This window comes from Pedococcus sp. P2_D9, assembly GCF_056404275.1.
In genome coordinates this window covers 165642-190633 of the sequence record NZ_JBFUEI010000003.1, presented here as the reverse complement: position 1 = coordinate 190633, position 24992 = coordinate 165642, and the positions used below count along the sequence as shown (strand labels likewise).

Below are 24992 nucleotides of genomic sequence, written 5' to 3'. Positions count from 1 at the left end.
GGGCGTCAGAAGGAGTAGCGCTCCCGCTGGCCGCGCAGCCACTGCGCGGCCAGCGGGATCTGCCATTCCTCGCACAGCTCGAGCGCGCGATCGGCGTGGCTGGCGGCCAGGTCCGCCTCGCCGACCGCGGCAGCCGCCTGGGCGAGGTAGGCGTCCACCGGGCCCATCGCGTTGCCCGAGCCGGCGCAGCACGAGTAGCCGGCAAACGCCGCCAGCCGGTCGTAGGCAGCCGACGCCATCGCGTGGTCGTCCAGGCCGAGGGACGCCTCGGCCGCGGCACACCAGTTGAGCATCGAGAACCAGTCGTCGTCGTCGACGCGCACGGCGTGGGTCGCGGCAAACTCCCTGGCCCGGTCGAGCTCACCGGCGCGCAGCCAGAACACCAGCATCGTCGAGGTCACCGGCAGCACACTGTGCTCCACGAACTGCTCGAGCACCGGGGCCACCTCGAGGGATCGGCCCTGCCACAGCCGCAGCGACATGAGGGCGCCGGCCGTGGCGTCCTCGGTCTGCGACAGCGTCATCTCCTGGTCCAGCCGGACGATGTCGTCCATCCTCTCGACGCACTCGTCGAACCGCCCCGCCATCGCCAGCCACGGCAGCTCCAGGCTGTCCAGCACGATGAGCCCGTACGGCAGCCGCAGCCGCTGGGCCCAGTCGCGCGCCACCACCGCGTGCTCCCACATCTCCTCGACCAGCCCGAGCTCCCCAGCCACCACGGCCCGCAGCGTCGTGGTGACGACGTACGCGCGTTCGTTGCCGAGCCGGTGGGCCAGCTCCATCCCCTCGGTGACGAGGTCTCGGCGCAGCGGTGCGGTGGACGTCCGCCAGACGGCGACGTAGGAGAGCTGGCAGGCGTCGAGCAGCAGGTCGTCGTCGCCGATCCGCCGGGCCATGGCCAGACCCTCCTCGACGAGCGCCATCCGCTCCTCGAAGGTCGAGCCGTAGTAGATCTCGAGGGCAAGGCCGAGCATCACCCGGCAGCGCAGCCCGCCATCGGCGGGAGGCAGCCCCGCCAGCGCACGACGCAGCGCCTCGACGACCACCGCGTTGACGGTGCCGTGGGGTCCCGACTGCCACAGCGCCCCCACGGAGGTCACGGTGGCGGCCCGACCGAGGAGCTCGACGTCCGCCAGCTCGTCCGCGACGGCGATGGCCGCCTCCGCTGTCGCCACCAGCGCCTCCCAGTCGCCCGACCAGCGCTGGGCGTCCGCGAGGTCCATCAGCACGTCGTACCGCTCGCGTGCGGTGGAGTCAGGGTCCTGCGGCAGGGTGTCGAGGGCCGACCGGAGCAGGTCTGCGGACTCCTCGTAGGCGTGCAACCGCCGCGCCAGGGCCGCTGCGCCGACGGCTGCGAGCCAGGCACGCGACGCGTGGGCCGGCCCGGCTGCCAGCCAGTGTCGCGCGACCTCGGTCTCTCGCCCGGGCCCGCCGGCCAGCGACTCCGCGACCCGGGCGTGGGCTCTCGCGCGACGGGCAGCGGGAATGGCTGCGTAGATCGTGTCGCGCACCAGCGCGTGACCGAACAGGTAGCGGTCGATGCCGTCCTCACGGAGGAGCCCCGCCTCGAGTGCGGGGTCGAGCTGGTCGAGCAGGTCCTCCTCGTCGAGGCGCGAGACCGCGGAAAGGGTGGCGAGGTCGAACTGCCGGCCGACCAGCGCTGCCCACCGCAGCGCCGACACGCTCTCCTCGGGCAGCCGCTTGAGCCGCCGGGCGAGCACGTCGTGCACCGCGGCCGGGGGGTGGGCTTCGGCCAGCAGGGCGGACAGGTCGCCGCCCTCGCGCGCCAGCCGGGCGTACTCCACGAGGAAGAACGGGTTGCCGTCGGTCCGCTTCCTCAGCGACGCGGCCTCGTCAGGGGAAGGCGTCGACTCGCTCACGGCCTCGACGACGCGCGAGGCCTCACCCGCCGTGAGCCCGTGCAGGTCGATCCGCACCGCGTGCCGACGGGCGAACATCTCCACCGCGTCGAGGAGCGCGTCGGCGGGTTCGGGGTGGCTGCGCCACGTGCCCACCACGAGCAGCCGGCCGTCCTGCACTGTCTCTCCGAGCAACCGCAGCACGCGCAGCGACGCGACGTCGGCCCAGTGCAGGTCGTCGAGCAGCACGACGACCGTGCGACCGGTCGCGGCCTCGGCCACCGCGCCCGCGATGGCCTCCCACGTGCGGAACCTGCCCCCACCGTCCTCGTCCTGGTCGGTCATCTCGGGCAGCTCACGCCCGAGCCCGCGCAGCACCTGCTGCCAGGGCCACAGCGGGGGCGCCCCGTCGTCCTGCGAGCACCGTCCGAGCAACACGGTCGCACCGCGTTCGTTGGCCACGCGGGCCAGCTCGCCCGCAAGGCGGCTCTTGCCGATGCCCGGCTCCCCGACCAGCGCGGCGAGGGCCACCGTGCCCGACTGGGCCTGGTCCAGCGCGCCGACGAGCTCGGCCAGCTGGGGCGACCGCCCGACGAGCGGCCAGGGCGGAAGCGTCGGGACGAACGACTGGATCCGGGTCGGCCCGCCGCCGCCCACGGACTCGGTGCCGCCGGTCGCCACGTCGGGTGTCCAGGACGCCGGCTGCCCCGCAGGCGACGCCGGTTGCCAGTCCAGGGCGGGGTCCTGCCGCAGCACCGCCGCCTGTAGGTCGCGCAGCTCCTGCCCCGGTTCGAGGCCGAGCTCCTCGGCGAGGACCTCGCGGACCTCGCGCAAGGCGTCCAGGGCCTCGGCCTGACGGCCCGCCCGGGTCAGGGCCAGCGCGCGCAGCCCCCAGAGTCGTTCGCGCAGTGGGTATGCCGTCGTGAGCGCCTCGAGCTCGCCGGCGACAGTAGCGTGTTGCCCGAGCTCCAGGGCGGCGACTGCCCGGTCCTCGAGGGCGACGACGCGCAGCTCCTCGAGCCGGGCGCGCTCGGCCACCGCGAAGGGTGCGTCCTCGAGCTCGAGGTAGGGCGTGCCGCGCCAGAGGGCGAGCGCCCGGTCGAGCTCGGCGACGATCGAGCTCAGCTCCTCGGTGGTGAGCCCACTGGCATCGTGCAGGCGCGCCAGCTGGCCGATCCGACGGTGGGCGCGGCTCACGGCGCGGTCGAACCAGGCGGCGTCGAGGTCGTCCTCGCCCACCCGCAGCGCATAGCCCGGCGCCACCGTCACCAGGACCGTCGACGGTGCCCGGGCCGCGCGCCCCGGCTCGAGCGTCCGGCGCAGGCCGGCGATGTAGGCCTGCAGGGTGCCAGTCACTCCGGGTGGCGCACCGTCCGCCCACAGCATGTCGACGAGGGCGTCCACCGACACCGGGCGCCCGTGGTTCATGGCGAGCGCGGCCACCAGGGCGCGCTGCTTGCGCGTGCCGAGATCGACCGGCGCGTCGCCGAGATGGGCCTGCACGGCGCCGAGGACACCCACTCTCATTCGCCCGAGAGTACGCGCGGGGCGCGCCGTGACGCTCGTGCTTTCAGGCGATATCGGCGACGCCGACCCATCACGCCGAGAGGCCGGTATGCCGCGTGGTGACCACGCGGCATACCGGCCCCCCTCTGTCCCCCGTCCCCCGTCCCCGTCAGGACTCTCTCTGCCCGCCCTCAGTCGGTGACGCGACCGTTCTCGACCAGCCGCGGGATGCGGTGGTTGCCCACGAACAGGCCGTGGGGGTCGACGGCCGAACGAATCCCCTTGAGCTGCAACCAAGTCCGCTCCGTGTAGGCAGTGCGAGGGTCGACGTCGGTCTCGGCGAAGTTGAGGTAGCTGCGGCCGTTGGACCAGGGCGACAGCACCTTGGTCAGCCGGTGGGCGTCCTGCTGACCCTGGGCCGCCATCTCCGGTGTCATCGCCATGGCACCCGCGAAGGTGACGAACTGCGCGTCGAGCCTGGACAGCGCACCGCCGCCTTCGTGGGTCCGGCCGAGCGCTCCTCCGAGCTGACGCAGCTCGGCCATCAGGAGCGAGGACGACGTGCCCGGCCCCACCTCGGACAGGAAGGCGTCGATCGCCTCGTCCGGGAAGGAACCCAGCATCGCCGAGTCGGACACCACGGGCGTCGGCCCCTCGGGATCCATGTGCAAGCGCACCAGCGACTTCGCCGGCACCCGCCCGAACGTGTCGATCTCGGGGGAGAGGGCTCGCAGGTCGGCGATCGCAGCCTGGCCGGCCTCGTCCGAGCCGAGCACGGCACCGTCGATGACGACGACCGAGCGGCCGCGCAGCATCTCGGGGATGTCCGGGATGGGCGGGAGGTTGAGGACGCGGAAGGACGTGGTGACGTCGTCGGGCGCGCCCGGAGCCCACTGGGCCCACCGGCGCAGCACGGGGTCCGCGAGCTCCCGGTCCCAGATGAGCATCCCCGCATAGGCGCTCTCGATGGCGTAGAGCCGGAACTCGAGGGCGGTGACGACGCCGAAGCTGCCGCCTCCGCCACGCAGTGCCCAGAAGAGCTCGGCGTTGCGGTGCACATCGGCCCGGACGTGCTCACCGTCGGCCGTCACCAGCTCGACGGCGGTCAGGCTGTTGGTGGCCAGGCCCAGACGTCGGGCGTACCAACCGATGCCCCCGCCCAGGGAGTAGCCGGCGATGCCGACGTCGGGGGAGCTGCCGTGCAGGGCAGCCAGGCCGTGGTCGCCGGCGGGCTCGGTGGCGTGCATCCAGAGGGCGCCGCCCTCGACGCGGGCGATCCGGCGCACCGGATCGATGCTCACGCCGGTCATCGCCGACGTGCGCAGGACGACGACGTCGTCCAGGCCCTGGGCGACGAGGGGGCCCGCGTTGTGTCCGGTGCTCTGCGGGGCGACCCGCAGGTCGGCGGCGGCGGCCGCGCGGACCACCTCTTGCACCTGGGCGACCGTGGTCGGTTGCGCCACGGCCGCCGGCCGCTGGTCGAGGGCCGCGTTCCACGGCAGGCGTGCCGCGTCGTACCCGGGGTCGCCGGGCAGGTGAACCGCACCGTCGCACAGGCCGCGCAGTGCCTCGGCGCGGCGGGTTGAGGTGGTGAGGTCGATGGTCATGGGTGACTCCTTGTTCCGCAGGTCAGAAGGTGTGCGGAACACGGTGCCCCCACCGACTTGGGCGGCACTTGGAGCCGGCTTGGGGTCGCCCGCCGGCTCGACAGATCAGCCGGTCATGACCCTCGCGCGTGCGGCCGGCTCCGGGGTGCTGGTGCGCTCGACCCGCGAGGCGACATCGGCCACGGTGTCCTGGAGCAACCCGACCAGCCGGTCGGCGACGTCGTCGACGCAGGCAACCGCGAGGCCCTCGACGGCATACGCGACCGTGTGTGGCGCGGTCTGGCGTCGATAGGTCCGCTCGCTGACCAGGGCGACACGCGCGTAGCGCTCCGCCCAGGCGTGGGCGTCGGGAGCCGACGCGAACGCGGTGGCGCACCAGCCGTCCACGTCGCCCCGCACGGCGGGGCGGGTCGCGGCCAGCCGCTGGGCCGTCAGCAGGCCCACGGCGAGCACGTTCTGGCGGGTCGACGGAGCCACGGGAAGCGCCGCGGCGGCGGCGCGGGTCGCGATGACCAGGTCGAGATCGAGGTCGGTCCCGGTGAGGCCGACCACGTCGGGGATGAGGGTGACCAGCCTGGGACGGTCGACGTCCCCGAGCGAGTCGTTGACCATCCGGGCGAGCGCGGCCAGCAACGGGTGGGTGCACGCGGGGTGGTCGCTCCAGCGCTCGCCGGCGAGGAAGGAGGCCATCTCCATGAAGCAGGCGCCCTTGCGAGGGTTGCGGTGCCGTCCCGCGGACAGGACAGGGACCAGGTCCGGCAGGGTCGTCTCGCGGCTCATCGCATCTCCCAGCGCACGGTCGTGGTCACCCGCCACGCCGCCATTTCCACTATGCGCCGGGGACGCTCGGGGCGCCACCCCTACTCGGTGCGATGACGGTCCGGTGGCGGTCGGCGCCGCTGAGGGGTCGTCCGGAGCCAAACCGCCGCATCCGCAAGGATCGCCTCGTCCTCCTGATGGAGAAGGCGCGCCCCTCCCTGCCGGATGTGTCGTAGTACTCCTGGCCCGACGATGGTGACTGCCGGGGGGACATCACCTGATCCGCAGCCCCGTCACCCATTCCTCGCCAGCATCTGGCTCTTGTGCAGGGAGTCCCGAATGACGGTCATCGAGCGCCTCTTCGACAACGCGTGGTACGTCGCCAACGCCTCGCCGACAGCCCGCGACCAGCTCGCCGCCGACGTGACGCGGGCGTGGATGGCCCGGGAGTCGGCGATCAGCGACGCCGCCAGCGCGTGCAGCGTGGCCGGCGTCTCCCCGGCTCGATCGGCCCTGGCCCTGTCGCTGAACAACGCCACCCAGGCGGCGTACGACCGGGCACGGTCCCGGGCCGCCGAAGCCGCACGCTGCACCGACATCATCGGCGGCCACGCCTTCTGCGTGCGCCGGGAGGTGCACCCGAACGGCGCCATGTCCGTCGAGGTGACCTCGTGCACGCTCATCCGGCGGGCGTCCCTGTCGGTGAATGGTCGCGGGCACGAGTGGAACGCCACCTTCCACGACCCGCAGGGCCGGCTGCGCGAGTCGTTCTCGACCGTGCTCGGCACCGATCCGTGGGCAGCCCTCCACACGGCGTGTGAGTGGATCGTCAGCGGTCAGCTCTGAGGCTCGCGAACCAGGGGGCCGAGACCGACTTGGGCACGACCATCTCCCAGGCGTCCAGCACGATCTCGGGAAGCCGCTCCAGCTCGATCGCCGCCGTCCACGCCTCGACCCACTGGTAGCGCAGGTCGACCTGTCCGGGCATGAAGAACACGTCGGGCTCCGACTCGACCAGGGCCGCCCGCTCCTCGCGAGGAAAGGCGAAGCCCATCTCGGTCTCGTCGCGGGAGAAGGCCAGCCACACGATGCTGCCGACCCGCCACTTCACCCGGTCGCGGACCAGTACCTCGTAGGCGCGCGGCAGTGGCGCCGCGATGCGGCGCACGTCCTCGACGGTGACGGCCACCCCACCACTGTCGCACCCGTCACTGACAGCACAGTCATGCAGGAGTGCGAGAAGACGTCAGCTCTCCGGGACGCTGGTCCGCAGCTCCTCCAGCCACGCGCGGGCGGTGACGTCGGACGGCATACGCCAGTCGCCACGGGGCGAGAGTGAGCCACCCGCAACGACTTTGGGGCCGTTGGGGAGCGCGGAGCGCTTGAACTGGTTGCTGAAGAACCGATGCACGAAGACCTCCATCCAGCGCCGGATCGTCGCGAGGTCGTATGCCGTGCGGCGGCCCTCGGGGTATCCCGCGGGCCACTCGCCGGACTCCGGGTCGGACCACGCGTGGAGCGCCAGGAACGCGATCTTGCTGGGGCGGTAACCGCGACGCAGCACGTGGTACAGCGTGAAGTCCTGCAACGCGTAGGGCCCGACGGAGTCCTCCGTGGACTGGAGCTTCTCGCCCGCCCTGGTCGGGACGAGCTCGGGGCTGATCTCCTGGTCGAGGATCTCGGTGAGGGTGCCGTTGACAGGGCCCTCGAACTGGCCGCTGCCGACCACCCACCGGATCAGGTGCTGCATCAACGTCTTGGGCACGCCGCTGTTCACCCCATAGTGCGACATCTGGTCGCCGACGCCGTACGTGCACCACCCGAGCGCCAGCTCGGACAGGTCGCCCGTGCCGAGGACGATCCCACCGCGCTGGTTGGCGGCGCGGAAGAGGTAGTCGGTGCGCAGGCCTGCCTGGACGTTCTCGAAGGTTACGTCGTAGACCTCCTCGCCGCGCCCGAAGGGGTGAGCCAGGTCCTTGAGCATCTGGGTCGCGGCCGGCCTGATGTCGAGCTCCTCCCACGTGATCCCGAGGGAGTCCATGAGGTGGATCGCGTTGGTCTTGGTGCCGTCGCTCGTGGCGAAGCCCGGCATCGTGAAGCCGATGATGTCGGTGCGCGGCCTGCCGAGTCGGTCCATGGCCTTGGCCGCGACGATGAGCGCGTGCGTGGAGTCGAGCCCGCCGCTGACGCCGATGACGATCTTGGGCTGCCAGGTGTCGGTGGCGATGGCCCGCAGCCGCTGCTCGAGCCCGGACACCTGGATGTTGTAGGCCTCGTAGCAGTCGAGCGCCAAGCGGGCCTCGTCGTCGGGCACGAAGGGGAACCGGTCGACCTTGCGGCGCAGCCCGATGTCACCCGACGGTGGCTTCAGGGCGAAGCCGAGGGTGCGGAAGTCCGCGCCGTCGCTGGCGTCGATCCGCTCGGCGCGGCGGTTGTCGTCGAAGGAACCCTGTCGGATGCGTTCCTGCCGCAACCGGTCGAGGTCGACGTCGACGACGGTGGCGCGGGCACCGTCCGGGAAGCGCTCGCTCTCCCCGAGCAGGTCGCCCATCTCGTAGACCATCGTCATGCCGTCCCAGGACAGGTCGGTCGTGGACTCACCGGCCGACGCCGCGGCATACAGGTAGGCCGCGTTGCACCGCGAGCTCGCCGAGCGGGCGAGCAGGTGGCGGTCCTCGGCGCGGCCCACGGTGATGGGCGACGCGGAGAGGTTGAGCAGCACGGTGGCTCCCGCCAGCGCGGCCTTGGCGCTCGGGGGGACCGGCACCCACATGTCCTCGCAGATCTCGACGTGGACGGCGAGGCCGGGGACGTCGTCGGCCTCGAAGATGAGGTCCGGGCCGAACGGGAGGTCGCCCTCCTCGTCGGCACCCGGCCAGTGCGGCGCGTGGAACCAGTCGCTGCGGGTGTCGTCGCCGGAGGCGAAGTGTCGCTTCTCGTAGAACTCGCGGTAGTTGGGCAGGTTGGACTTCGGCACGACGCCGAGGACCTCGCCGCGGTGGATGACGACGGCACAGTTGAACAGCCGGTTGCCGTGCCGCAACGGGGCGCCCACGACGACGACGGGAAGCAGGGTCCTGGTCGCCACGGCGAGGGTGACCACTGCGCGGTCGACCTCGTCGAGGAGGACGTCCTGGAGGAGGAGGTCGTCGATGGCGTACCCGGACAGGCTCAGCTCGGGGAAGAGGGCCACCGCAGCACCCTCCGCGTGCCGCAGCCGCACCTGCTCGACGACCGCCTCGGCATTGCGGGCGGGGTCGCCCGCGTGGACGGGGAGGGTGCAGGCCGCGACGCGGGCGAAGCCGTGGCGGTAGGCAGACGCGAAGTCCGACGATGAAGCCCCGTGGTCCATGGCCCGAGTCTGTCAGAGGGTCCGGTGCGAGGACCGGCGAAGGGTTCGCGTCGAGCCCCGCCGCCCGCCGTTCGTCCCGTTCAGCCGCGCAGTCGGGCCGCCTGACGGGTGAGGTGGTCACGCTCCGCCGCGCTGGTCGCCGCCCTGGCCGCCGCGGCATACAACGTGTGTGCCTGGTCGAGGTCCCCGGCCTTCTCGTGCAGGTATGCCGCGACGGCGACGTGGCGGGGGACGGTTGCGTCCACCGCGGCCAGGGCTCGGAGGCCTGCGAGCGGGCCGTCGACCTCGCCGACGGCGACGGCGCGGTTCAGCGCGACGACGGGGCTGTCGGTGAGCCGGGTGAGCTCGTCGTACCACTCCAGGATCTGCGTCCAGTCGGTCTCGGCCGCGGACCGGGCGTCGGCGTGCAGCGCCGCGATGGCGGCCTGGGCCTGGAACTCACCGAGCTGGTCGCGGGCCAGGGCGTCCTGCAGGATCCGCACCCCGTCGGCGATCGCGGTCGTGTCCCACCGGGAACGGTCCTGGTCGGCCAGCGTCACGAGCTCGCCGGCCTCCGTGCGGCGCGACGCCCGCCGGGCGTGGTGCAGCATCATCAGTGCCAGCAGCCCCGCCACCTCGGGTTCGTCGGATGCCGCAGCCAGCTGACGGGTCAGCCGGATCGCCTCCGCTGCCAGGTCGACCTCGCCCGTGTAGCCCTCGTTGAACACGAGGTAGAGGACGCGCAGCACGACCGCGAGGTCGCCAGGATGGGTCAGCCGCTCGCCCGAGATGGTGCGCTTGGCGCGGCTGATCCGCTGCGCCATGGTCGCCTCGGGGACGAGGTAGGCCTCCGCGATCTGGCGCGTGGTCAGCCCGCCGACGGCGCGCAGGGTCAGCGCCACCGCGGAGGTCGGCGAGAGCGCAGGGTGGCAGGAGAGGAACAGCAGCAGGAGCGTGTCGTCGGCCTGTTCGGTGGCGCCTGGCCCCGGCTCCTCGTGGAACCGCTCCTCCCGCCTGCGTCGCGCGGCCTCCGATCGCACCGCGTCGACGTACCTGCGCGACGCCACCGTGACGAGCCACGCCTTGGGTTCGTCGGGCTGCGCGGACGGCCAGCGACGGAACGCCTCGACGAGGGCCTCCTGCACGGCGTCCTCGGCCGCCGCGAAGTCTGCTCCGCGGCGGACGAGGATGCCGAGCACCTGAGGTCCGAGGTGCTTGAGCAGCTCGTCGAGCTCGCTCATCGCCTGGTCACTCCGTGATGACGGGCGGCTCGGACATGAACGCCCGGACCTCGATCCACTCGTTGAGGGGGACGCCACCCGGGCCGGGGGCCGACGAGAGGAACGCCGCCGCCTCGTGGGCGCGCTCCACCGAGTCGACGTCGATCACCATCCAGCCGGCGATCAGGTCCTTGGTCTCGGCGAACGGGCCGTCGGTCACCGGCGGCTTGCCCTCGCCGTCGTACCGCACGAAGGCGCCCTCGGGTGAGAGCCCATCGGCGTCGACGAACTCACCCCGCTCGCGGAGCGTGTCGGCGACGTGGTGCATGAACCCGATGTGGTCCGAGATCTCCTGCGGAGTCCACTGGTCCATGGGGATGCAGCCCTGGGGGCTGCGCTCCGGACCGCCTCGGTAGTGCTTCAGCAGCAGGTACTTGGCCATCGTCATCTCCTTCGTCCGTGCCGGCCATTCTGGCCGCCATCACCCCCAGGACGGAGCCGTCGGTCGGTTCTCGACATGGTCGGCGACACAACTTTCGGCCCACGGGGGGGAACTTCGGGTATGCCGCGTGGCTCAGCCCCGCACGGGGAGGTGGGCGTCGAGCCAGCCCACCACCTCGTCCATCACCTCGTCGCGGTTGGTCTCGTTCAGGACCTCGTGGCGCGCCTCGGGCCACAGCTTCACGCTGACGTCCTGCACGCCGAGACGGCGGTACTGGTCGGCGACCTGCTGGACGCCCTTGCCCTTGGCGCCGACGGGATCGAGTGACCCGGCGATGAGGTGGATGGGCAGCTCCTTGGGCACGCGGGCCACCTCCGAGTCGGCGTTGATGGCAGCGAGGCCGCCCAGCAGGTCGACGAAGAAGCCGCTCGTGAACACGTTGCCGCAGCGCTCGTCGGCGACGTACTTGTCGACCTCGGCCTCGTCACGGGAGAGCCAGTCGAACTTGGTGCGGTTCGGCTTGAAGGCCGCGCCGTACTGGCCGAAGGTGAGCTGGTCCATCAGGGCGCTGGGGTGGCGACGGCCGCGCAGCCGGGCCTGGGCGGAGGCGAGCGCGAGGCCCACCTTGCCCAGCGCGCCCGGGTCGCCGGCCGTGCCGGACAGCACCAGCCCGTCGAGCTCCCCGCCGAACCGCGTGACGAAGGAGCGGCTGAGGAACGAGCCCATGCTGTGGCCGAAGAGGAAGAACGGCAGACCCGGGTGCTCGGACAGCGCGTGCTCGGTCACGAGGTGCAGGTCGTCCACCACGGTGTCCCACCCGTGGTCGTCGGCGAAGTAGCCCGCGTCCTGGGCGGCGCGCGCCGTGGAGCCGTGGCCGCGGTGGTCGCTCGCGTACACGGCATACCCCGCGGCGGTCAGCCGTTCACCGAACCGGGCGTAGCGGTCAGAGTGCTCGGCCATGCCGTGCGCGACCTGGACCACGGCCTTGGGTGGGCCCTCGGGCAACCACCTGTTGACGTGCAGCTGGGTTCCGTCGGGAGTGGTCAGGGTGCTCGTGCTCGACTGCATTGCGCCTCATTCGCTCGGAAAGGTGTCGCCAGGGCCGCTGCGCTGACAATAGCCACGCGCGGGAGCCGTGACGGACCGTTGCCCGGCATTTGGTGGGGCGATGAGTTCTGCCGGGTGGCATGGTCTGTATCGACGAATCCCACCCTCGTGCGAAAGGCTCCGACCATGGCCAGAAAAGTCTCGGCCCACCTGTTCAACTCCGTCAACGGCGTCGTGGAGGCCCCCGACCAGTGGCAGTTCGACCGCTTCGGGCCGGAGGAGATGGAGATGATGGGCAAGGCCATCGGCGGCGTCACCGACGTGGTCATCGGCCGCAAGCTGTGGGACGAGTGGTCGCAGTACTGGCAGTCCGCGGGTGCCGACGACCCGTTCGGCCAGTTCATCAACCCGGTGCGCAAGCATGTGGTGTCCTCGACGCGATCGGGTGACCTCGGCTGGAACAGCACCGTCATCGACGGCGACCCGGCCGCCCACGTCCGGGAGCTCAAGGAGTCCGAGGGTGGGGACATCTCGGTCGTGGGCGGCATCGACACCATCCGGTCACTGTTCCTGGCCGGTGTCATCGACGAGCTGACGCTGACCACCCACCCGGTGGCTGGCGTCGGTCGTCGGCTCTTCGACGAGTCCGTGCCGGTCACCCGGCTCGACCTCGTCGACAGCCAGGTCACGTCGGTCGGGAACGCCGTCCTGACCTACCGGTTGCGGCCGCAGGACTGAGCCGAGCCACCACCTCCGGCCGGGTGAGGACCAGGCCCACCAGCTGGGTCCGACTGGTCAGCCCGAGCTTGTCGCGGATGCCGTCGAGGTGTCCCTCCACCGTGCGGACGGTGATCACCAGGGCGTCCGCGATCTCACGGTTCGACAAGCCCTGCGCGACGAGGGTCGCGATCTCCTTCTGGCGTTCGGTCAGGGCGGTGGCGGCGCGGTTGACGTCCCGGTCCCTCGGAGCCTCCCGCCGCGGCCCGCGGGTGACCTCGGCGAGGAACTCACCGGGGGACCCGGAGGCGATCTCGACCACGTCGACGGTCCCTATCGAGATGTTCGGCGTCACCGAACCGGCCGAGGGGAGGGTTGCCACCTCCCTGCGCAGGGCCAGGGCCAGCCGCTGCGCCGCACCGGCTGCCGTGGCACTGACCAGCACCGCGAAGTGTCCGAAACCCAGGGCAGCGACGAAGCGGTCGGCCCCGCGCAGCCGGTCGGCGAGTCCGACCATGACCGTGTCGGCGGCGTCGATGCCGTCCGCGTGCACGATCCCGCCGACGTTGGTCACCTCGATGATCGCCATGACCACCTGCGCTCCGGGAGCCTGACCTGGGTGTCGTTCCAGGCTTCGCTGGACGCGGTACTCCAGCTCGACGCGGGTGGGCAGCCCCGTCATCGGGTCACGCGAGAAGAAGGGGTCGACGACGTGGGGGGCCGGCACCGTGGAGTCGGGCAGCACCCAGTGACTGCCCACGATGGAGACCACGCGGTGCGCGTCGTCGTGAAGGCCCCGCGCGGTGATCCGTACGAGGGCACTGCCGTCGGGGCCGGGCACGAGCACCGCCAGGCTCAACGTCCGGGTCAGCCCCTCGGCAACGGCGGCGATGCCGTCGCCCAGCGGCGAGCGCTGGTCCTCCGGGAAGCCGTCGAGCCACTGGTCGATGGACCAGCTGCTCGCGTCAGCCATGCCGTGGTGTCGGAGGATGGAGGGGGACAACCTCAGCAGGTCGTTCGCCGGGTCGTAGTCCCACGACCCCATCGGCGCCCGGACCGCGGCGCCCTGGTCGACACGCTGGGTCGCCATCGCCACGCCCAACGAGTCGTGGATGGCGTCGCGGGCTGACAGCAGCAGCCGTCGATCGGCCTGGCTGAAGTCGCGAGGCGAGTCGTCCAGGACACAGATGGTCCCGAAGACGTCACCGTCGGGCCAGTAGACGGGGAAGCCGAGATAGGCCAGCAGCCCGCGCCGGGCATCGGGGTTCTCCACCCACTCCGCCTCGCTGCGGCTGTCAGCCACGACGAGCTCGGCCTGGTTGGTGATGACGTACTCACACAGCAGGCCCGGCTCGAGAGCCAGCCGCTCTCCCGGGTCGTAGTAGTCCTGCTCAAGGCTGGGTGCGGTCATCTCGATCGCACCGTCTTCCGTGTGCCGGGTCACGAGCCCCAGCTTCACGTTCATCGACCGTGCGAGGACGGTCATCACCAAGCGCCACGAGGCCACCGTCTCCTGCGACGGCGCCCTCGTGGTCATCGACTCCTGGTCCGGCATCTCCTGATCCCCCTGCATCGAGTTGTCTCCCCACCCGACGAGGTACCCAGGACGGCCCGCACCGTCGTGGCACCAAGACAGGTAGTTCCCCCCGTGTGTGCGGAGTCCTCGGCAGCCAGTCTGGAGTTGTCCTTCAGCACCCAGGCTGGTCCACAACTCGACAGAGACTGCACAGCACGTCGACCGGCCGCAGCCGGTATCCCCAGACGGCCCGGGTCGACATCCCGGAGGCGGGTGCGGTGACACTCGCCACCTTGAGCTGGTTGCCTCACCCGTCCTCCCCTTCCGGGTGCATGGGTCGGTATGCCGTCGGCCTGCTCACCGACCCGCGACCCCTGCAAAACGTTCGACAACCCCGCCCGAAAGTAGCACCACCCCTCGCGTCGACGTCAACACGCGGGATCGCTGGAGCAGTCGAACCATGACAACGCACATCGAGGTCCGGACCGGACCTCTCGACGAGGAGGTACCGATGTCAGCGCTACCCGTCGGTTCGGACGCGCCACACCCTCGGCGCGGCACCGACGCCGATGAGCAGCACGACTCCGGTGTCGGGCAGCACCACGCTCCCGGCGAGGAGGTTGACTCGGCCCTGATCGAGGCCGTCCGGGCGGGCGACGAGTCCGCGACGGCGACGTTGTACACGCGCTACCACGCGTCGGCGCTGAGGGCGGCGAGGGGCATCGCGGGGCACGGGGTTGCCGAGGACCTCGTCTCCGAGGCCTTCACCAAGGTGCTCGTGGCGATCCTCCACGGGGCCGGTCCGAAGATCGCGTTCCGCCCCTACCTGGTCGCGACGATCCGCAACCTCTACGTCGACGGAATCCGCCGGAGCGCCCGGGAGTTCCTGGTCGATGATCCTGACGTCCTCGACAACGCCGAGCCCGATGCGGCAGAGGCGTTCGTGGAGCACACCGTGATGATGGATGCCCTGGCCACGCTCCCACCCCGGTGGCGGGAGATCCTGTGGCGGACCGCGGTGGTGGGCGAGCCCCTGGGTGTCGCGGCCGCCAAGATGGGCCTGAACCCCAACGCGGCTGCCGCCCTGAACTTCCGTACGCGGGGTGGCCTGCTCAAGGCCTACCGCGAGGCCCAGGACCAGGAGACCGGCTGGTAGCAGCGGCCCGCGTGCTCGGTGCCCGGTCAGGGGAGTGCCGTCAGCGGACCACCTTGAAGTTGAACTGGCCGGTGCCCAGCGTACCCATCAGGCGAAGCCACAGGGGCAGCAGCATCTCGGCACCCCGAGCGGTCTCCAGGGCGCCGAGGTCGATGACGTCGTCGTGCCCGAAGGCCTGCAACAGCGCGACGACCTCGGCCTTGGCGTCCGCGTCGTCACCCGACACGAACACGGTGCTGGACTGACCGAGGGACTGCGGGTCGACCATCAGGGAGGCGGTCAGGGTGTTGAGGGCCTTGACGACCTTCGCCCCGGGGTAGGCCCGCTGCACCTGCTCGGCCAGGGAGTCGCTGTCCTTGACGAAGAGCGTGGGCGGGAAGCCGGCGGTGAAGTCGAGCGGGTTGGAGATGTCGAGCAGCACCTTGCCGTTGAGGTTGTCCGCTCCGGCCAGACCCAGGACGCTGAGGGCGACCATGCCGGAGGAGGCGTTGACGACCAGGGTGGCACCGGCTGCGGCGTCGGCGAAGCTGGTCAGCTCGACCCCGGGGTGGGCGGCGTGCCAGGTCGTGAACGGCGGGTTGCCCATCTGGTCGGGGTCGACCCGGGCCGCGGTCGCCTCGGGGTCACGGGTGCCGATGGCCACTGAGTGGCCCAGCTCGTCGAGCTTGCCGGCGATGGTCTGGCCGACGATGCCGGTGCCGAGCACTGCGATTCTCATGAGGCGATAGTAGGCACCGTCCCTGGACGCGTTGGGGCGCGCCAGCGGAGGGGATCGAGCGAAGGCCCCCAACCGTGGTGGTTGGGGGCCTTCAGCTCACGTGCGCGAGGGGGGATTTGAACCCCCACGCCCTTTCGGACACTGCGACCTGAACGCAGCGCGTCTGCCGTTCCGCCACTCGCGCGTGGGAACGGCCAATTGTGGCGTACGCGCCCTGCGTTCGCCAAACTGGCCCATCGCGCCTCCGACGGACACGCGGCCACGAGGACCGTCTGCCCCCTTCGGCGCGGCGCGCGTGACCAGTCTGCCCAGACCAGCCCGTTACGATCGGGTCCAGACGTGACCAGACATCGCAGGGCAACAGGTGAGGAGGTGCCAGCAGTGGGACTGTTCGACCGGGTCGAGCAACGCCTCGAACGCGCCGTCAACGGTGCCTTCGCCCGTGCCTTCAAGTCCGAGGTCCAGCCGGTGGAGATCGCGTCCGCGATCCGCCGGGCGATGGACGACCGCGCCGCCGTTCTCGGCCAGGGCCGGACCATCGTCCCCAACCTGTTCACCGTCGAGCTGTCCGACACCGACTACGAGCGGCTCGGTGGCTACGACGAGGAGCTCGAGAACGAGCTGATCGCCGCGGCGCAGGAACATGCCGAGTCCCAGCGCTACCAGCCCGGCGGTCCCCTCCAGGTGAACTTCGCGAGCGCCAACGACCTCGAGACGGGCGTCTTCCGCCTCCGCACCTCCACTGCCCGGCGCCCCGGAGCCGCCCCCAAGCGGGGCGAGGAGGGGTATGCCGCGACGCCGGCTCCCAGCCCCGCCGCACCGGCCGCGCCAACCCCCGCCGCGCCGACGCCGGCCGCCCCACGCCCACGGCATACCGAGGACGACGGGTTGGAGGCGACGCAGATGCAGGCACCGGTCGCACCGGCAGCCCCGCCACGCCGGGTCAACCCGGCCGACCGCCCGTGGCTGGACGTCGACGGCGAGCGCTACCCGCTGATGGGCGCCATGACCGTGCTCGGCCGCGACGACAGCGCCGACATCATCCTCGACGACCCGGGAATCTCCAGGCAGCACAGCGAGATCCGCGTGACCAACGACGGGCCGCACCTCGTCGCGAGCATCCGCGACATGGGGTCGACGAACGGCACGTTCGTCAACAGCGAACGCATCACCAGTCAGCGCCTGTCCGACGGGGACCGGATCACGGTGGGGCGCACCTCCGTCATCTACCGCGCCGGTCGGCGGTGAACGCCACGCATGAGTGAACTCACCCTCACGATCATCCGCCTCGGGTTGCTCGTCCTCCTGTGGATCTTCGTCTTCAGCGTCGTCGGCGTGCTCCGGGGAGACATCTACGGCACCCGCGTCGTCAGCCGCACGCCCCGCAAGCCCGCGCCAGCCGCACGTCAGCCCGACTCGCGCTCGGCCGCCCCAGCGCCGGCCACACCCGCGAAGCGCCCCAAGCGGCAACCACATTCGTCCGTGCCGCACTCCCTCGTCGTCACGCAGGGGCCGCTCACCGGCACGAGCCTTCCGCTGCGCCAGGCCGGTACCATCATCGGCCGCAACCCCGAGTGTGCGCTGATCCTCGACGACGACTTCGCCTCCGGCCGGCATGCCCGCATCTTCCAGCGCGACAACGCGTGGTTCGTCGAGGACCTCGGCTCCACCAACGGCACCTTCGTCGGCACGGAACGACTGACCGGCCCCGTCCGGGTCGAGGCAGGCAGCACGCTGCGGATCGGCAAGACCGTCATCGAGCTGCGGCGATAGGTAGCCACGACGATGCCCTTCGCCTTCCACTACGCCGCGCGCTCCGACGTCGGCATGGTCCGTTCGGAGAACCAGGACTCCGGGTACGCCGGGCCTCGCCTGTTGGCGATGGCCGACGGCATGGGTGGTCACGCCGGCGGTGACATCGCGTCGTCCACCGTGATCGGTGCGCTCGTCGACCTCGATGGAGAGGCCCTGGGCAGCGCCGAGGCGAGTTCGGCTCTGCTGCAACGGATCACAGCGGCCAACAACCAGCTCGCTGACATCGCGAAGGCCGAACCGGCCCTGCAGGGCATGGGCACGACGCTGATCGCGATCCTGCGGTCCCACAACAAGCTCGTCCTCGCCCACATCGGTGACTCCAGGGCCTATCTCGCCCGCGACGGCAAGCTCACCCAGATCACGAAGGACCACTCGTTCGTCCAGAGCCTGGTCGACGAGGGGCGGATCACCGAGGACGAGGCCATCGGTCACCCGCAGCGGTCGCTGGTGACCCGGGTACTCACCGGACAGGACGACGACGAGCCCGACGTCACCGTCCGTGAGGCCCGCATCGGCGACCGCTACCTCATCGCGTCCGACGGCCTCACCGACTACGTCGCCGGCGACACGATCGCCGAGCTGGTCCTCGCCGGACAGGCTCCCGGCCCCACGGCCGACCGCCTCGTCGACCTCGCCCTCAAGGCGGGAGCCCCCGACAACGTCACGATCGTCATCGGTGACGTCGTGGACATCACCAAGGTGACCGCGCCGCCGACCCAGCCCCAGATCGTCGGGGCCGCCGCCACCCGCACCAAGGGCGGCACCCGCCCGATCCCGGTGACCCCTGCCGCGAAGGCCGCCGCCCTGTCCCGTGAGGCCTCGGGCCAGGACGACGAGAGCCAGGACGTCACACTCGCCGAGGAGGGCCCCGCCTCCGGGCCGGGCCGCTGGCTGCGTCGCGTCGCCCTGCTCGGCCTGGTGCTCATCGTGCTCGGCGGTGGCGCGTATGCCGCGTACACCTGGTCCCAGCGCCAGTACTTCGTGGGCGCCCACCAGGGCAATGTCGCCATCTACCAAGGGGTTTCGCAGGACCTCGGGCCGGTCAAGCTGTCCCACGTCGAGTCCGGGTCCGACGTCATGGTGGCCGACCTCCCCGATTTCGAGCGCCAACAGGTGCAGCAGACCATCGCCAAGGACTCGCTGGCCGACGCGCAGGCGCTGGTCAACCGCCTGCGCACCGACGCGCTGCGGTGCGCGGCGAGCCGGGCCACCGGCGGGGCCTGTGAGGACGCCGGCACCCCGTCGCCCTCCACCACCACCTCGACCACCACGACCACCACCACGGCGCCGACCACCGCTGCGACCACGACGACGAGATGACCACCGTTTCGAGCTTCGCCCCCCGAACCCGCCGCAACGTCGAGCTGGTGCTGCTCCTGCTGGCCGTGAGCATCGTGGTCCTGGCCTACGTCAACGTCGGGCTGTCCGTCTCCGGCGCGTTCCCCCCGGGTCTGGTCACGCACGGCGCCGGCCTGCTCGTCATCTCGCTGGCGTTCCACCTGCTGCTGCGGTGGAAGGCGGCGTACGCCGACCCCCTCCTGCTCCCGATCGTCACCCTGCTCAACGGGTTGGGGCTGGTGATGATCCACCGCCTCGACATCGCCAAGGGACGCGACATCAGCTCGGGCCTGGCCCTCAAGCAGCTCACGTGGAGTGCCCTCGCCGTGGCGATCGCCGCGGTGGTGCTGTGGTTCCTGCGTGACCACCGGATGCTGCGGCGCTACACCTTCACGGCGGCCGTCGTCGGTTTCGGGCTGCTGATCCTGCCCCTCATCCCCGGTATCGGTCGCACCGTCAACGGGTCGCGGATCTGGATCGGGCTCGGACCCTTCACCTTCCAGCCCGGTGAGGTCGCCAAGATCGTGCTGGCCGTGTTCTTCGCCGGCTACCTCGTGCAGACTCGCGACGCGCTGTCCCTCGCAGGTCGCAAGGTGCTCGGGTTCACGTTCCCCCGGGGCAGGGACCTGGGGCCGATCATCGTCGCCTGGGTGCTCAGCCTGCTCGTCCTCGTCTTCGAGAAGGACCTCGGCTCGTCGCTGCTGCTGTTCGGGCTGTTCGTGTCCATGCTCTATGTCGCCACCGAACGCACCTCGTGGATCGCGATCGGCATGACGCTGTTCTGCGGTGGGGCCTATCTCGCGTTCCTCGTGTTCGGGCACGTCCAGCAGCGCGTGCACCTGTGGCTCGACCCGTTCGCGCCCGACCAGTCGGACCAGGTGGCCAAGGGCCTGATGGGCATGGCCGCCGGTGGCCTGCTCGGCACGGGTCTGGGTCGTGGCCGTCCCGACCTCACCTACTTCGCCGAGTCCGACTTCATCATCCCGAGCTTCGGCGAGGAGCTCGGCCTCATCGGGCTGTTCGCGCTCCTGGTGCTCTACGTGCTCCTGGTCGAGCGCGGACTGCGCACCGCGCTCGGAGTCCGCGACGGTTTCGGCAAGCTCCTCGCCGCAGGGCTCGCGTTCTCGGTGGCCCTCCAGTGCTTCGTCGTCGTCGGCGGTGTCACCCGGGTCATCCCGCTGACCGGTCTGACGATGCCGTTCCTGTCCTACGGAGGCTCCTCCCTGCTCGCCAACTGGACCCTCGTCGCCCTGCTGCTGCGCATCAGCGACGTCGCCCGGCGCCCGGTCGCCGAGATCCAGCCCGGTCCCACGCCGTCCGGCCAGGCCAGGACCGAAGTGGTGGCGATCCGGTGAACGCCCCCATCCGCCGGCTCTCGACCGTCGTCGCGCTGTTGTTCACGGCGCTGCTGATCTCCTCGACCTACATCTCGTTCGTCCAGGCCAAGGCCCTCCAGGACCGCCCCGAGAACCGCCGCACCCTGCTGGCCAACTACGCCCGCGAACGCGGCCAGATCCTCGTCGGTGGCACCCCGGTCGCGAAGTCCACCGCCACCAAGGACGAGCTCAAGTGGCTGCGGACCTATCCGCAGGGCGACCTCTACTCGCACATCACCGGCTACTACTCGTTCACCTACGGCGCGGGCGGTGGCATCGAGGGGGCCGAGAACAGCCTGCTCGCCGGGTCCTCCGACAAGCTCTTCTACCGCCGCGTCTCCGACATCCTCACCGGCAAGGAGCAGACGGGCGCGAGCCTCGAGCTCACCATCAACGCCAAGGCGCAGGCCGCCGCCGACAAGGCGCTGGGCGACCAGCGCGGAGCCGTCGTCGCCCTCGACCCCACGACCGGTGAGATCCTCGCCCTCGTCAGCCACCCGGCATACGACCCCTCCGTGCTGAGCAGCCACGACACCGACAAGGTCGTCGCAGCCTGGAAGCAGCTCAACTCCGCCCCCACCCAGCCGATGGTGGACCGCGCCATCGCCGGAAACCTCTACCCTCCGGGGTCGACGTTCAAGATCGTCACCGCCGCGGCGGCGCTCGAGTCCGGCAAGTTCACCGAGGAGAGCCAGATCCCCGGCCCGGCCGTGCTCGACCTGCCGCAGACCAGCTCCGACCTGCCCAACGACTTCCGGGGCAACTGCGGTCCCAACGACAAGACCACCCTCACGCACGCCCTCGAGATCTCGTGCAACACCGCGTTCGGGTGGCTGGGCATGCAGGTGGGGGCCGACGGCTTCCGTGCCCAGGCGGCGAAGTTCGGCATCGGTGACCGCCTGTCGGTGCCGATGTCGGTCACGCCGAGCTCGGTGCCGGCGGAGCTCAACCAGCCCCAGCTCGCGCAGTCCGCGATCGGTCAGTACGACGTTCGCGTGACGCCGCTACAGGTGGCGATGATCTCGGCGGCCATCGCCAACAACGGGATCGTGATGCGACCTCACCTCGTCAAGAAGGTCACCTCCTCGGACCTCGAGGTGATCGACGAGACGCAGCCCGAACAGCTCTCGCAGGCCGTCTCGGCCGACACCGCGGCAGCACTGACCCGGATGATGGAAGCCGTCGTGAAGAGCGGCACGGGCCGCGCCGCCCAGATCAGCGGTATCGACGTCGCGGGCAAGACCGGCACCGCGCAGCACGCCGCAGGCAAGGCGCCGCACGCCTGGTTCACCGGGTTCGCGCCGTCGAGCGACCCCAAGGTCGCCGTCGCGGTCGTCGTCGAGGACGGCGGCAATGCCGGCAACGAGGCCGCGGGCGGCCGGGTCGCGGCACCGATCGCCAAGGCAGTGATGGAAGCGGTGCTGGGCAAGTGAGCCACGAGACCGGCCAGGTGCTGGCCGACCGCTACCGCCTCGTCGAGCGCATCGCCCTCGGCGGGATGGGCGAGGTCTGGCGGGCCCACGACGAGACGCTCGATCGCGAGGTCGCCGTCAAGGTCCTCCTGCCCGGCAGCGCACAGGACGAAGGCTTCCTCGAGCGCTTCCGCGCCGAGGCACGACACAGCGGCGGACTGTCCCACCCCAACATCGGCACCGTCCACGACTTCGGCGAGGAGGACGGCAGCGCCTTCCTCGTCATGGAGCTCCTGCAGGGCGAACCCCTGTCGACGCTGATCCGCGAGCGCGCACCGATGCCCCAGGCCGAGGTCACGGAGATCCTCTACCAGGCGGCCCTGGCCCTTCAGGCCGCCCACGAGGCGGACGTGGTCCACCGAGACGTCAAGCCGGCCAACATCGTCGTCGACGCCAACGGGTACGCCAAGCTCACCGACTTCGGCATCGCCCGCGCCCTCAACGAGGCGCCGCTGACCCAGACCGGAGAGGTGCTGGGGACACCCCACTACCTGGCTCCCGAGCAGGCCAAGGGGGAGGTGGCGGGTCCACTGAGCGACGTCTACGCCCTGGCCGTCGTCGGCTACGAGATGATCACCGGCCAGCGACCGTTCTCCGGCGACACCTTGGTGACCACCGCCCTGGCGCACATCAGCCAGCCGGCCCCACCGCTCTCCGACGACGTCGAGGAACCGCTGCGCACCACCGTCATGGCGGCGCTGGCCAAGGACCCGACCCTGCGACCCCAGAGCGCGGCCGCCTTCGCCGAGGCGCTCAGGCTGACGCCCGGACAGGCCCCCGCACACCTGGTCGCCGGCGCGGCCGCGGCCGTCGCACCCTTCATCGTCGGCGTCCCGGCCGACCTCGGGCCCGAGGGCACCCTGCCGACCTCGGTCATGCCCACGCCGGCAGCCTCCGGTGCCGACATCACCACGGACTCCGACCGCGCCGACACGGCGGTGCACGACACTCGGYGGCCGGGATGGCTGATCCCGGCCGCGGCCGCGGTCGTCGTCCTCGTCGTCATCGTGGTGGCCATCGCCCTCGGCGGTCGAGGAGCCGGAGCGCGGCAGGGCAACCCCGGTGCCACCACACCCAGCACGGCCACCACGACACCAACGACACCATCCAGCGCGACCACGACGGCGACGACGGCGAGCCGGACCACAGCGCCCGCCACCACTGCCGCGCCGAAGGCGCCCGCCAACGCGGGCAACGGCAAGGGCAAAGGGGGAAAGAAGAAGTGACAGCACCACGCCTGCTCGGGGGACGCTACGAGATCGGTGAGCTCCTCGGCCGCGGTGGCATGGCCGAGGTCCACCTGGGGCACGACACCCGCCTGTCGCGACCCGTGGCGATCAAGATGCTGCGCTCCGACCTGGCGCGGGACCCCGCGTTCCTCGCCCGGTTCCGCCGGGAGGCGCAGTCCGCCGCAGGCCTCAACCACGCATCGATCGTGGCCGTCTACGACTCGGGCGAGGACTACGCCACCGAGGCCGGAGGCGCCAGCGTTCCCGTGCCCTTCATCGTCATGGAGCACGTCGAGGGTCAGACCCTGCGCGAGCTGCTCAACAACAGCTCACCACTCGCGCCGGCCGAGGCGGCCCGGATCACCGAGGGTGTCCTCGACGCCCTCGCCTACAGCCACCGCATGGGCATCGTGCACCGCGACATCAAGCCGGCCAACGTCATGATCGGCCCCCAGGGCCAGATCAAGGTGATGGACTTCGGCATCGCCCGCGCCGTCGCCGATGCCAACGCGACGATGACCCAGACCCAGGCCGTCATCGGCACGGCGCAGTACCTCTCCCCTGAGCAGGCCCAGGGTCACCACGTCGACGCCCGCTCGGACCTCTACTCCACCGGCTGCCTGCTCTTCGAGCTGCTCACGGGACGGCCGCCGTTCCAGGCCGACTCCCCGGTGGCCATCGCCTACCAGCACGTCGGGCAGCCCCCGCCGCGCCCGTCGACCCTCACCCCCGGCATCGACCACGCCCTCGACGCCGTGGTGCTGCACGCGTTGGCCAAGGACCGTGAGTCCCGCTACCAGGACGCCACCGCCTTCCGTGCCGACCTGCAGGCGGCGCGCCTCGGCCGCCCGATCAGCGCAGCTGCTCGTGGCACGGCAGGCGCCGCGGCCGGCACCGCCGACGCGACGGTGGCCCTCGCGCCGGCCAGCGCGACCGCAGCCACCACGGTGATCCCGGCCGGGGGGAAGTATGCCGCGCCGGCGGGGTCCAACACGGCGACCCTTCCCGCCATCGGGCACGACCCCGACGACGAGCCCCGCAAGCGACGGGGCCTGGCGTACTTCCTGCTGGTCCTCGCCGTGCTCGGTGCCCTCACCCTGATCGCCGTGGCCGGGAAGGCCCTGCTGGACCGGCCGGGACAGAACCAGCCGAAGGTCGCGGTCCCCTCGGTGATCGACCTGCCCGTCGACACGGCCGAGGCCAAGATCCGCGCCCTCGGACTGGTGCCCGAGCCCACCGATGTCAACAGCGCCAAGGAGGTCGGCACCGTCGTCGACCAGAACCCCAGCGCCAGCGAGATGGTCACGAGCGGCAGCAAGGTGGGCATCAGCGTGTCGATCGGGCCGAACACCGTCGACCTGCCCGACCTCAAGGGCTTCAGCAAGGACGAGGCCGCCGCCCAGCTGGCTGACCTCAACCTGAAGGTGGGCAGCATCAAGGAGGTCGATGACACCGGACTGGACAAGGGCAAGGTCTCGACGACCTCGCCGGCGGCGGGCGAGGCCGTCGCGGTGGGCTCGGCCGTCGACCTGAACGTGTCGTCCGGCAAGGTGACGGTGCCGGATGTCGTGGGCAAGACCCGCAACGAGGCGGCCGACCTGCTCGGCGAGCTCGGGCTGAGCGTCAAGACGACCTACGTCGACAGCACCCAGCCGGAGAACACGGTGCTCAAGCAGAGCATCAAGGCCAAGACGAAGGTGAACGACGGCTCGACCATCACCTTGACCATCGCGCAGCCACCACCCCCGGTGCAGACACCCACCACCCCACCCACGACGGCGACGACCACGGCGCCCCCCACTCTGCCGACGGGAACGGCGACCACGCTGCCGTAGCCAGGCGGCCCCAGACGAGGCCCCGTGGCGCGGCCCGGCGAAGCGGTGG

General features: G+C 71.2%; 20 protein-coding genes and 1 tRNA gene. 10 read left to right on the top strand and 11 right to left on the bottom strand.

Going from position 1 to position 24992, the window contains the following annotated elements; all coding sequences use genetic code 11:
- Window positions 1-5: 5 nt before the first annotated feature.
- The 3 genes from AC1DXJ_RS05900 to AC1DXJ_RS05890 all read right to left on the bottom strand — a co-directional run bounded on the left by AC1DXJ_RS05900 (window position 6) and on the right by AC1DXJ_RS05890 (window position 5752).
- Window positions 6-3386 (bottom strand): BTAD domain-containing putative transcriptional regulator, encoded by a 3381-nt coding sequence (locus AC1DXJ_RS05900; RefSeq protein ID WP_477636518.1) that lies wholly within the window; start codon window positions 3384-3386, stop codon window positions 6-8.
- A gap of 170 nt (window positions 3387-3556) precedes the next feature.
- Window positions 3557-4972 (bottom strand): FAD-binding oxidoreductase, encoded by a 1416-nt coding sequence (locus AC1DXJ_RS05895; RefSeq protein WP_477636517.1) that lies wholly within the window; start codon window positions 4970-4972, stop codon window positions 3557-3559.
- 105 nt (window positions 4973-5077) lie between these two features.
- Window positions 5078-5752 carry a hypothetical protein gene (locus tag AC1DXJ_RS05890; RefSeq protein ID WP_477614269.1) on the bottom strand — a complete coding sequence of 225 codons (675 nt, stop codon included), beginning with the start codon at window positions 5750-5752 and terminating at the stop codon, window positions 5078-5080.
- 318 nt (window positions 5753-6070) lie between these two features.
- Here AC1DXJ_RS05890 and AC1DXJ_RS05885 point away from each other — a divergent pair, with 318 nt between their 5' ends.
- A complete protein-coding gene (locus AC1DXJ_RS05885) occupies window positions 6071-6577 on the top strand; it encodes a hypothetical protein (protein ID WP_477636516.1) in 507 nt (168 codons plus the stop codon).
- On the opposite strand, the gene AC1DXJ_RS05880 is transcribed toward AC1DXJ_RS05885, so the two are convergent.
- The 5 genes from AC1DXJ_RS05880 to AC1DXJ_RS05860 all read right to left on the bottom strand — a co-directional run bounded on the left by AC1DXJ_RS05880 (window position 6561) and on the right by AC1DXJ_RS05860 (window position 11792).
- Window positions 6561-6920: an MmcQ/YjbR family DNA-binding protein gene (locus AC1DXJ_RS05880; RefSeq protein ID WP_477624586.1), complete on the bottom strand. Its 360-nt coding sequence runs from the start codon at window positions 6918-6920 to the stop codon at window positions 6561-6563. The genes AC1DXJ_RS05885 and AC1DXJ_RS05880 overlap by 17 nt on opposite strands.
- Window positions 6921-6977: 57 nt before the next feature.
- Window positions 6978-9083: an NAD(+) synthase gene (locus AC1DXJ_RS05875; RefSeq protein ID WP_477632881.1), complete on the bottom strand. Its 2106-nt coding sequence runs from the start codon at window positions 9081-9083 to the stop codon at window positions 6978-6980.
- A gap of 80 nt (window positions 9084-9163) precedes the next feature.
- The gene (locus AC1DXJ_RS05870; RefSeq protein ID WP_477614265.1) at window positions 9164-10303 is read right to left on the bottom strand and encodes an RNA polymerase sigma factor; all 1140 of its coding nucleotides are present in this window, start codon (window positions 10301-10303) and stop codon (window positions 9164-9166) included.
- A 7-nt stretch (window positions 10304-10310) separates the two neighbouring features.
- Entirely contained in the window at window positions 10311-10724 is a 414-nt protein-coding gene (locus tag AC1DXJ_RS05865) for a YciI family protein (protein WP_477614264.1), read from the bottom strand.
- 132 nt (window positions 10725-10856) lie between these two features.
- Window positions 10857-11792 carry a lysophospholipase gene (locus AC1DXJ_RS05860; protein WP_477632880.1) on the bottom strand — a complete coding sequence of 312 codons (936 nt, stop codon included), beginning with the start codon at window positions 11790-11792 and terminating at the stop codon, window positions 10857-10859.
- A gap of 165 nt (window positions 11793-11957) precedes the next feature.
- Here AC1DXJ_RS05860 and AC1DXJ_RS05855 point away from each other — a divergent pair, with 165 nt between their 5' ends.
- The gene (locus AC1DXJ_RS05855; RefSeq protein WP_477614262.1) at window positions 11958-12509 is read left to right on the top strand and encodes a dihydrofolate reductase family protein; all 552 of its coding nucleotides are present in this window, start codon (window positions 11958-11960) and stop codon (window positions 12507-12509) included.
- On the opposite strand, the gene AC1DXJ_RS05850 is transcribed toward AC1DXJ_RS05855, so the two are convergent.
- The gene (locus AC1DXJ_RS05850; RefSeq protein WP_477624581.1) at window positions 12457-14043 is read right to left on the bottom strand and encodes a LuxR C-terminal-related transcriptional regulator; all 1587 of its coding nucleotides are present in this window, start codon (window positions 14041-14043) and stop codon (window positions 12457-12459) included. The two genes, AC1DXJ_RS05855 and AC1DXJ_RS05850, sit on opposite strands and share 53 nt — an antisense overlap.
- A gap of 472 nt (window positions 14044-14515) precedes the next feature.
- Here AC1DXJ_RS05850 and AC1DXJ_RS05845 point away from each other — a divergent pair, with 472 nt between their 5' ends.
- On the top strand, window positions 14516-15160 hold the full coding sequence (locus AC1DXJ_RS05845; RefSeq protein ID WP_477636515.1) for an RNA polymerase sigma factor: 645 nt from the start codon (window positions 14516-14518) through the stop codon (window positions 15158-15160).
- A gap of 40 nt (window positions 15161-15200) precedes the next feature.
- Here AC1DXJ_RS05845 and AC1DXJ_RS05840 read toward each other — a convergent pair whose 3' ends face one another.
- Together AC1DXJ_RS05840 and AC1DXJ_RS05835 are read right to left on the bottom strand one after the other, a co-directional pair.
- A complete protein-coding gene (locus AC1DXJ_RS05840; protein WP_477614259.1) occupies window positions 15201-15878 on the bottom strand; it encodes an NADPH-dependent F420 reductase in 678 nt (225 codons plus the stop codon).
- A 101-nt stretch (window positions 15879-15979) separates the two neighbouring features.
- A tRNA-Leu gene (locus AC1DXJ_RS05835) sits at window positions 15980-16062 on the bottom strand.
- Window positions 16063-16259: 197 nt separating this feature from the next.
- Here AC1DXJ_RS05835 and AC1DXJ_RS05830 point away from each other — a divergent pair.
- Genes AC1DXJ_RS05830 through pknB form a run of 7 tightly spaced genes read left to right on the top strand, consistent with a single transcriptional unit; the run spans window position 16260 to window position 24943 of the window.
- On the top strand, window positions 16260-17126 hold the full coding sequence (locus AC1DXJ_RS05830) for an FhaA domain-containing protein (RefSeq protein ID WP_477614258.1): 867 nt from the start codon (window positions 16260-16262) through the stop codon (window positions 17124-17126).
- A 9-nt stretch (window positions 17127-17135) separates the two neighbouring features.
- Complete coding sequence (locus AC1DXJ_RS05825; protein ID WP_477614257.1) at window positions 17136-17651, top strand: FHA domain-containing protein FhaB/FipA; 516 nt, start codon at window positions 17136-17138, stop codon at window positions 17649-17651.
- A gap of 12 nt (window positions 17652-17663) precedes the next feature.
- Window positions 17664-19013: a PP2C family protein-serine/threonine phosphatase gene (locus tag AC1DXJ_RS05820; RefSeq protein ID WP_477624579.1), complete on the top strand. Its 1350-nt coding sequence runs from the start codon at window positions 17664-17666 to the stop codon at window positions 19011-19013.
- Entirely contained in the window at window positions 19010-20386 is a 1377-nt protein-coding gene (locus tag AC1DXJ_RS05815; protein ID WP_477614255.1) for an FtsW/RodA/SpoVE family cell cycle protein, read from the top strand. The genes AC1DXJ_RS05820 and AC1DXJ_RS05815 overlap by 4 nt, the downstream gene beginning before the upstream one ends.
- The gene (locus tag AC1DXJ_RS05810; protein ID WP_477614254.1) at window positions 20383-21840 is read left to right on the top strand and encodes a peptidoglycan D,D-transpeptidase FtsI family protein; all 1458 of its coding nucleotides are present in this window, start codon (window positions 20383-20385) and stop codon (window positions 21838-21840) included. The genes AC1DXJ_RS05815 and AC1DXJ_RS05810 overlap by 4 nt, the downstream gene beginning before the upstream one ends.
- The gene (locus tag AC1DXJ_RS05805; protein WP_477636514.1) at window positions 21837-23105 is read left to right on the top strand and encodes a serine/threonine-protein kinase; all 1269 of its coding nucleotides are present in this window, start codon (window positions 21837-21839) and stop codon (window positions 23103-23105) included. Before AC1DXJ_RS05810 ends, AC1DXJ_RS05805 begins: the two co-directional genes overlap by 4 nt.
- Window positions 23102-24943, top strand: coding sequence for a Stk1 family PASTA domain-containing Ser/Thr kinase (gene pknB / locus AC1DXJ_RS05800; RefSeq protein ID WP_477614252.1), 1842 nt, complete (start codon window positions 23102-23104; stop codon window positions 24941-24943). Before AC1DXJ_RS05805 ends, pknB begins: the two co-directional genes overlap by 4 nt.
- Window positions 24944-24992: the final 49 nt, after the last annotated feature.

Coding starts and splice junctions, on each gene's coding strand:
- AC1DXJ_RS05900 (WP_477636518.1), bottom strand. CDS start 3,386: ATGAGAGTGGGTGTCCTCGGCGCCGTGCAGGCCCATCTCGGCGACGCG.
- AC1DXJ_RS05895 (WP_477636517.1), bottom strand. CDS start 4,972: ATGACCATCGACCTCACCACCTCAACCCGCCGCGCCGAGGCACTGCGC.
- AC1DXJ_RS05890 (WP_477614269.1), bottom strand. CDS start 5,752: ATGAGCCGCGAGACGACCCTGCCGGACCTGGTCCCTGTCCTGTCCGCG.
- AC1DXJ_RS05885 (WP_477636516.1), top strand. CDS start 6,071: ATGACGGTCATCGAGCGCCTCTTCGACAACGCGTGGTACGTCGCCAAC.
- AC1DXJ_RS05875 (WP_477632881.1), bottom strand. CDS start 9,083: ATGGACCACGGGGCTTCATCGTCGGACTTCGCGTCTGCCTACCGCCAC.
- AC1DXJ_RS05870 (WP_477614265.1), bottom strand. CDS start 10,303: ATGAGCGAGCTCGACGAGCTGCTCAAGCACCTCGGACCTCAGGTGCTC.
- AC1DXJ_RS05865 (WP_477614264.1), bottom strand. CDS start 10,724: ATGGCCAAGTACCTGCTGCTGAAGCACTACCGAGGCGGTCCGGAGCGC.
- AC1DXJ_RS05860 (WP_477632880.1), bottom strand. CDS start 11,792: ATGCAGTCGAGCACGAGCACCCTGACCACTCCCGACGGAACCCAGCTG.
- AC1DXJ_RS05855 (WP_477614262.1), top strand. CDS start 11,958: ATGGCCAGAAAAGTCTCGGCCCACCTGTTCAACTCCGTCAACGGCGTC.
- AC1DXJ_RS05850 (WP_477624581.1), bottom strand. CDS start 14,043: ATGCCGGACCAGGAGTCGATGACCACGAGGGCGCCGTCGCAGGAGACG.
- AC1DXJ_RS05845 (WP_477636515.1), top strand. CDS start 14,516: ATGTCAGCGCTACCCGTCGGTTCGGACGCGCCACACCCTCGGCGCGGC.
- AC1DXJ_RS05840 (WP_477614259.1), bottom strand. CDS start 15,878: ATGAGAATCGCAGTGCTCGGCACCGGCATCGTCGGCCAGACCATCGCC.
- AC1DXJ_RS05825 (WP_477614257.1), top strand. CDS start 17,136: ATGAGTGAACTCACCCTCACGATCATCCGCCTCGGGTTGCTCGTCCTC.
- AC1DXJ_RS05820 (WP_477624579.1), top strand. CDS start 17,664: ATGCCCTTCGCCTTCCACTACGCCGCGCGCTCCGACGTCGGCATGGTC.
- AC1DXJ_RS05815 (WP_477614255.1), top strand. CDS start 19,010: ATGACCACCGTTTCGAGCTTCGCCCCCCGAACCCGCCGCAACGTCGAG.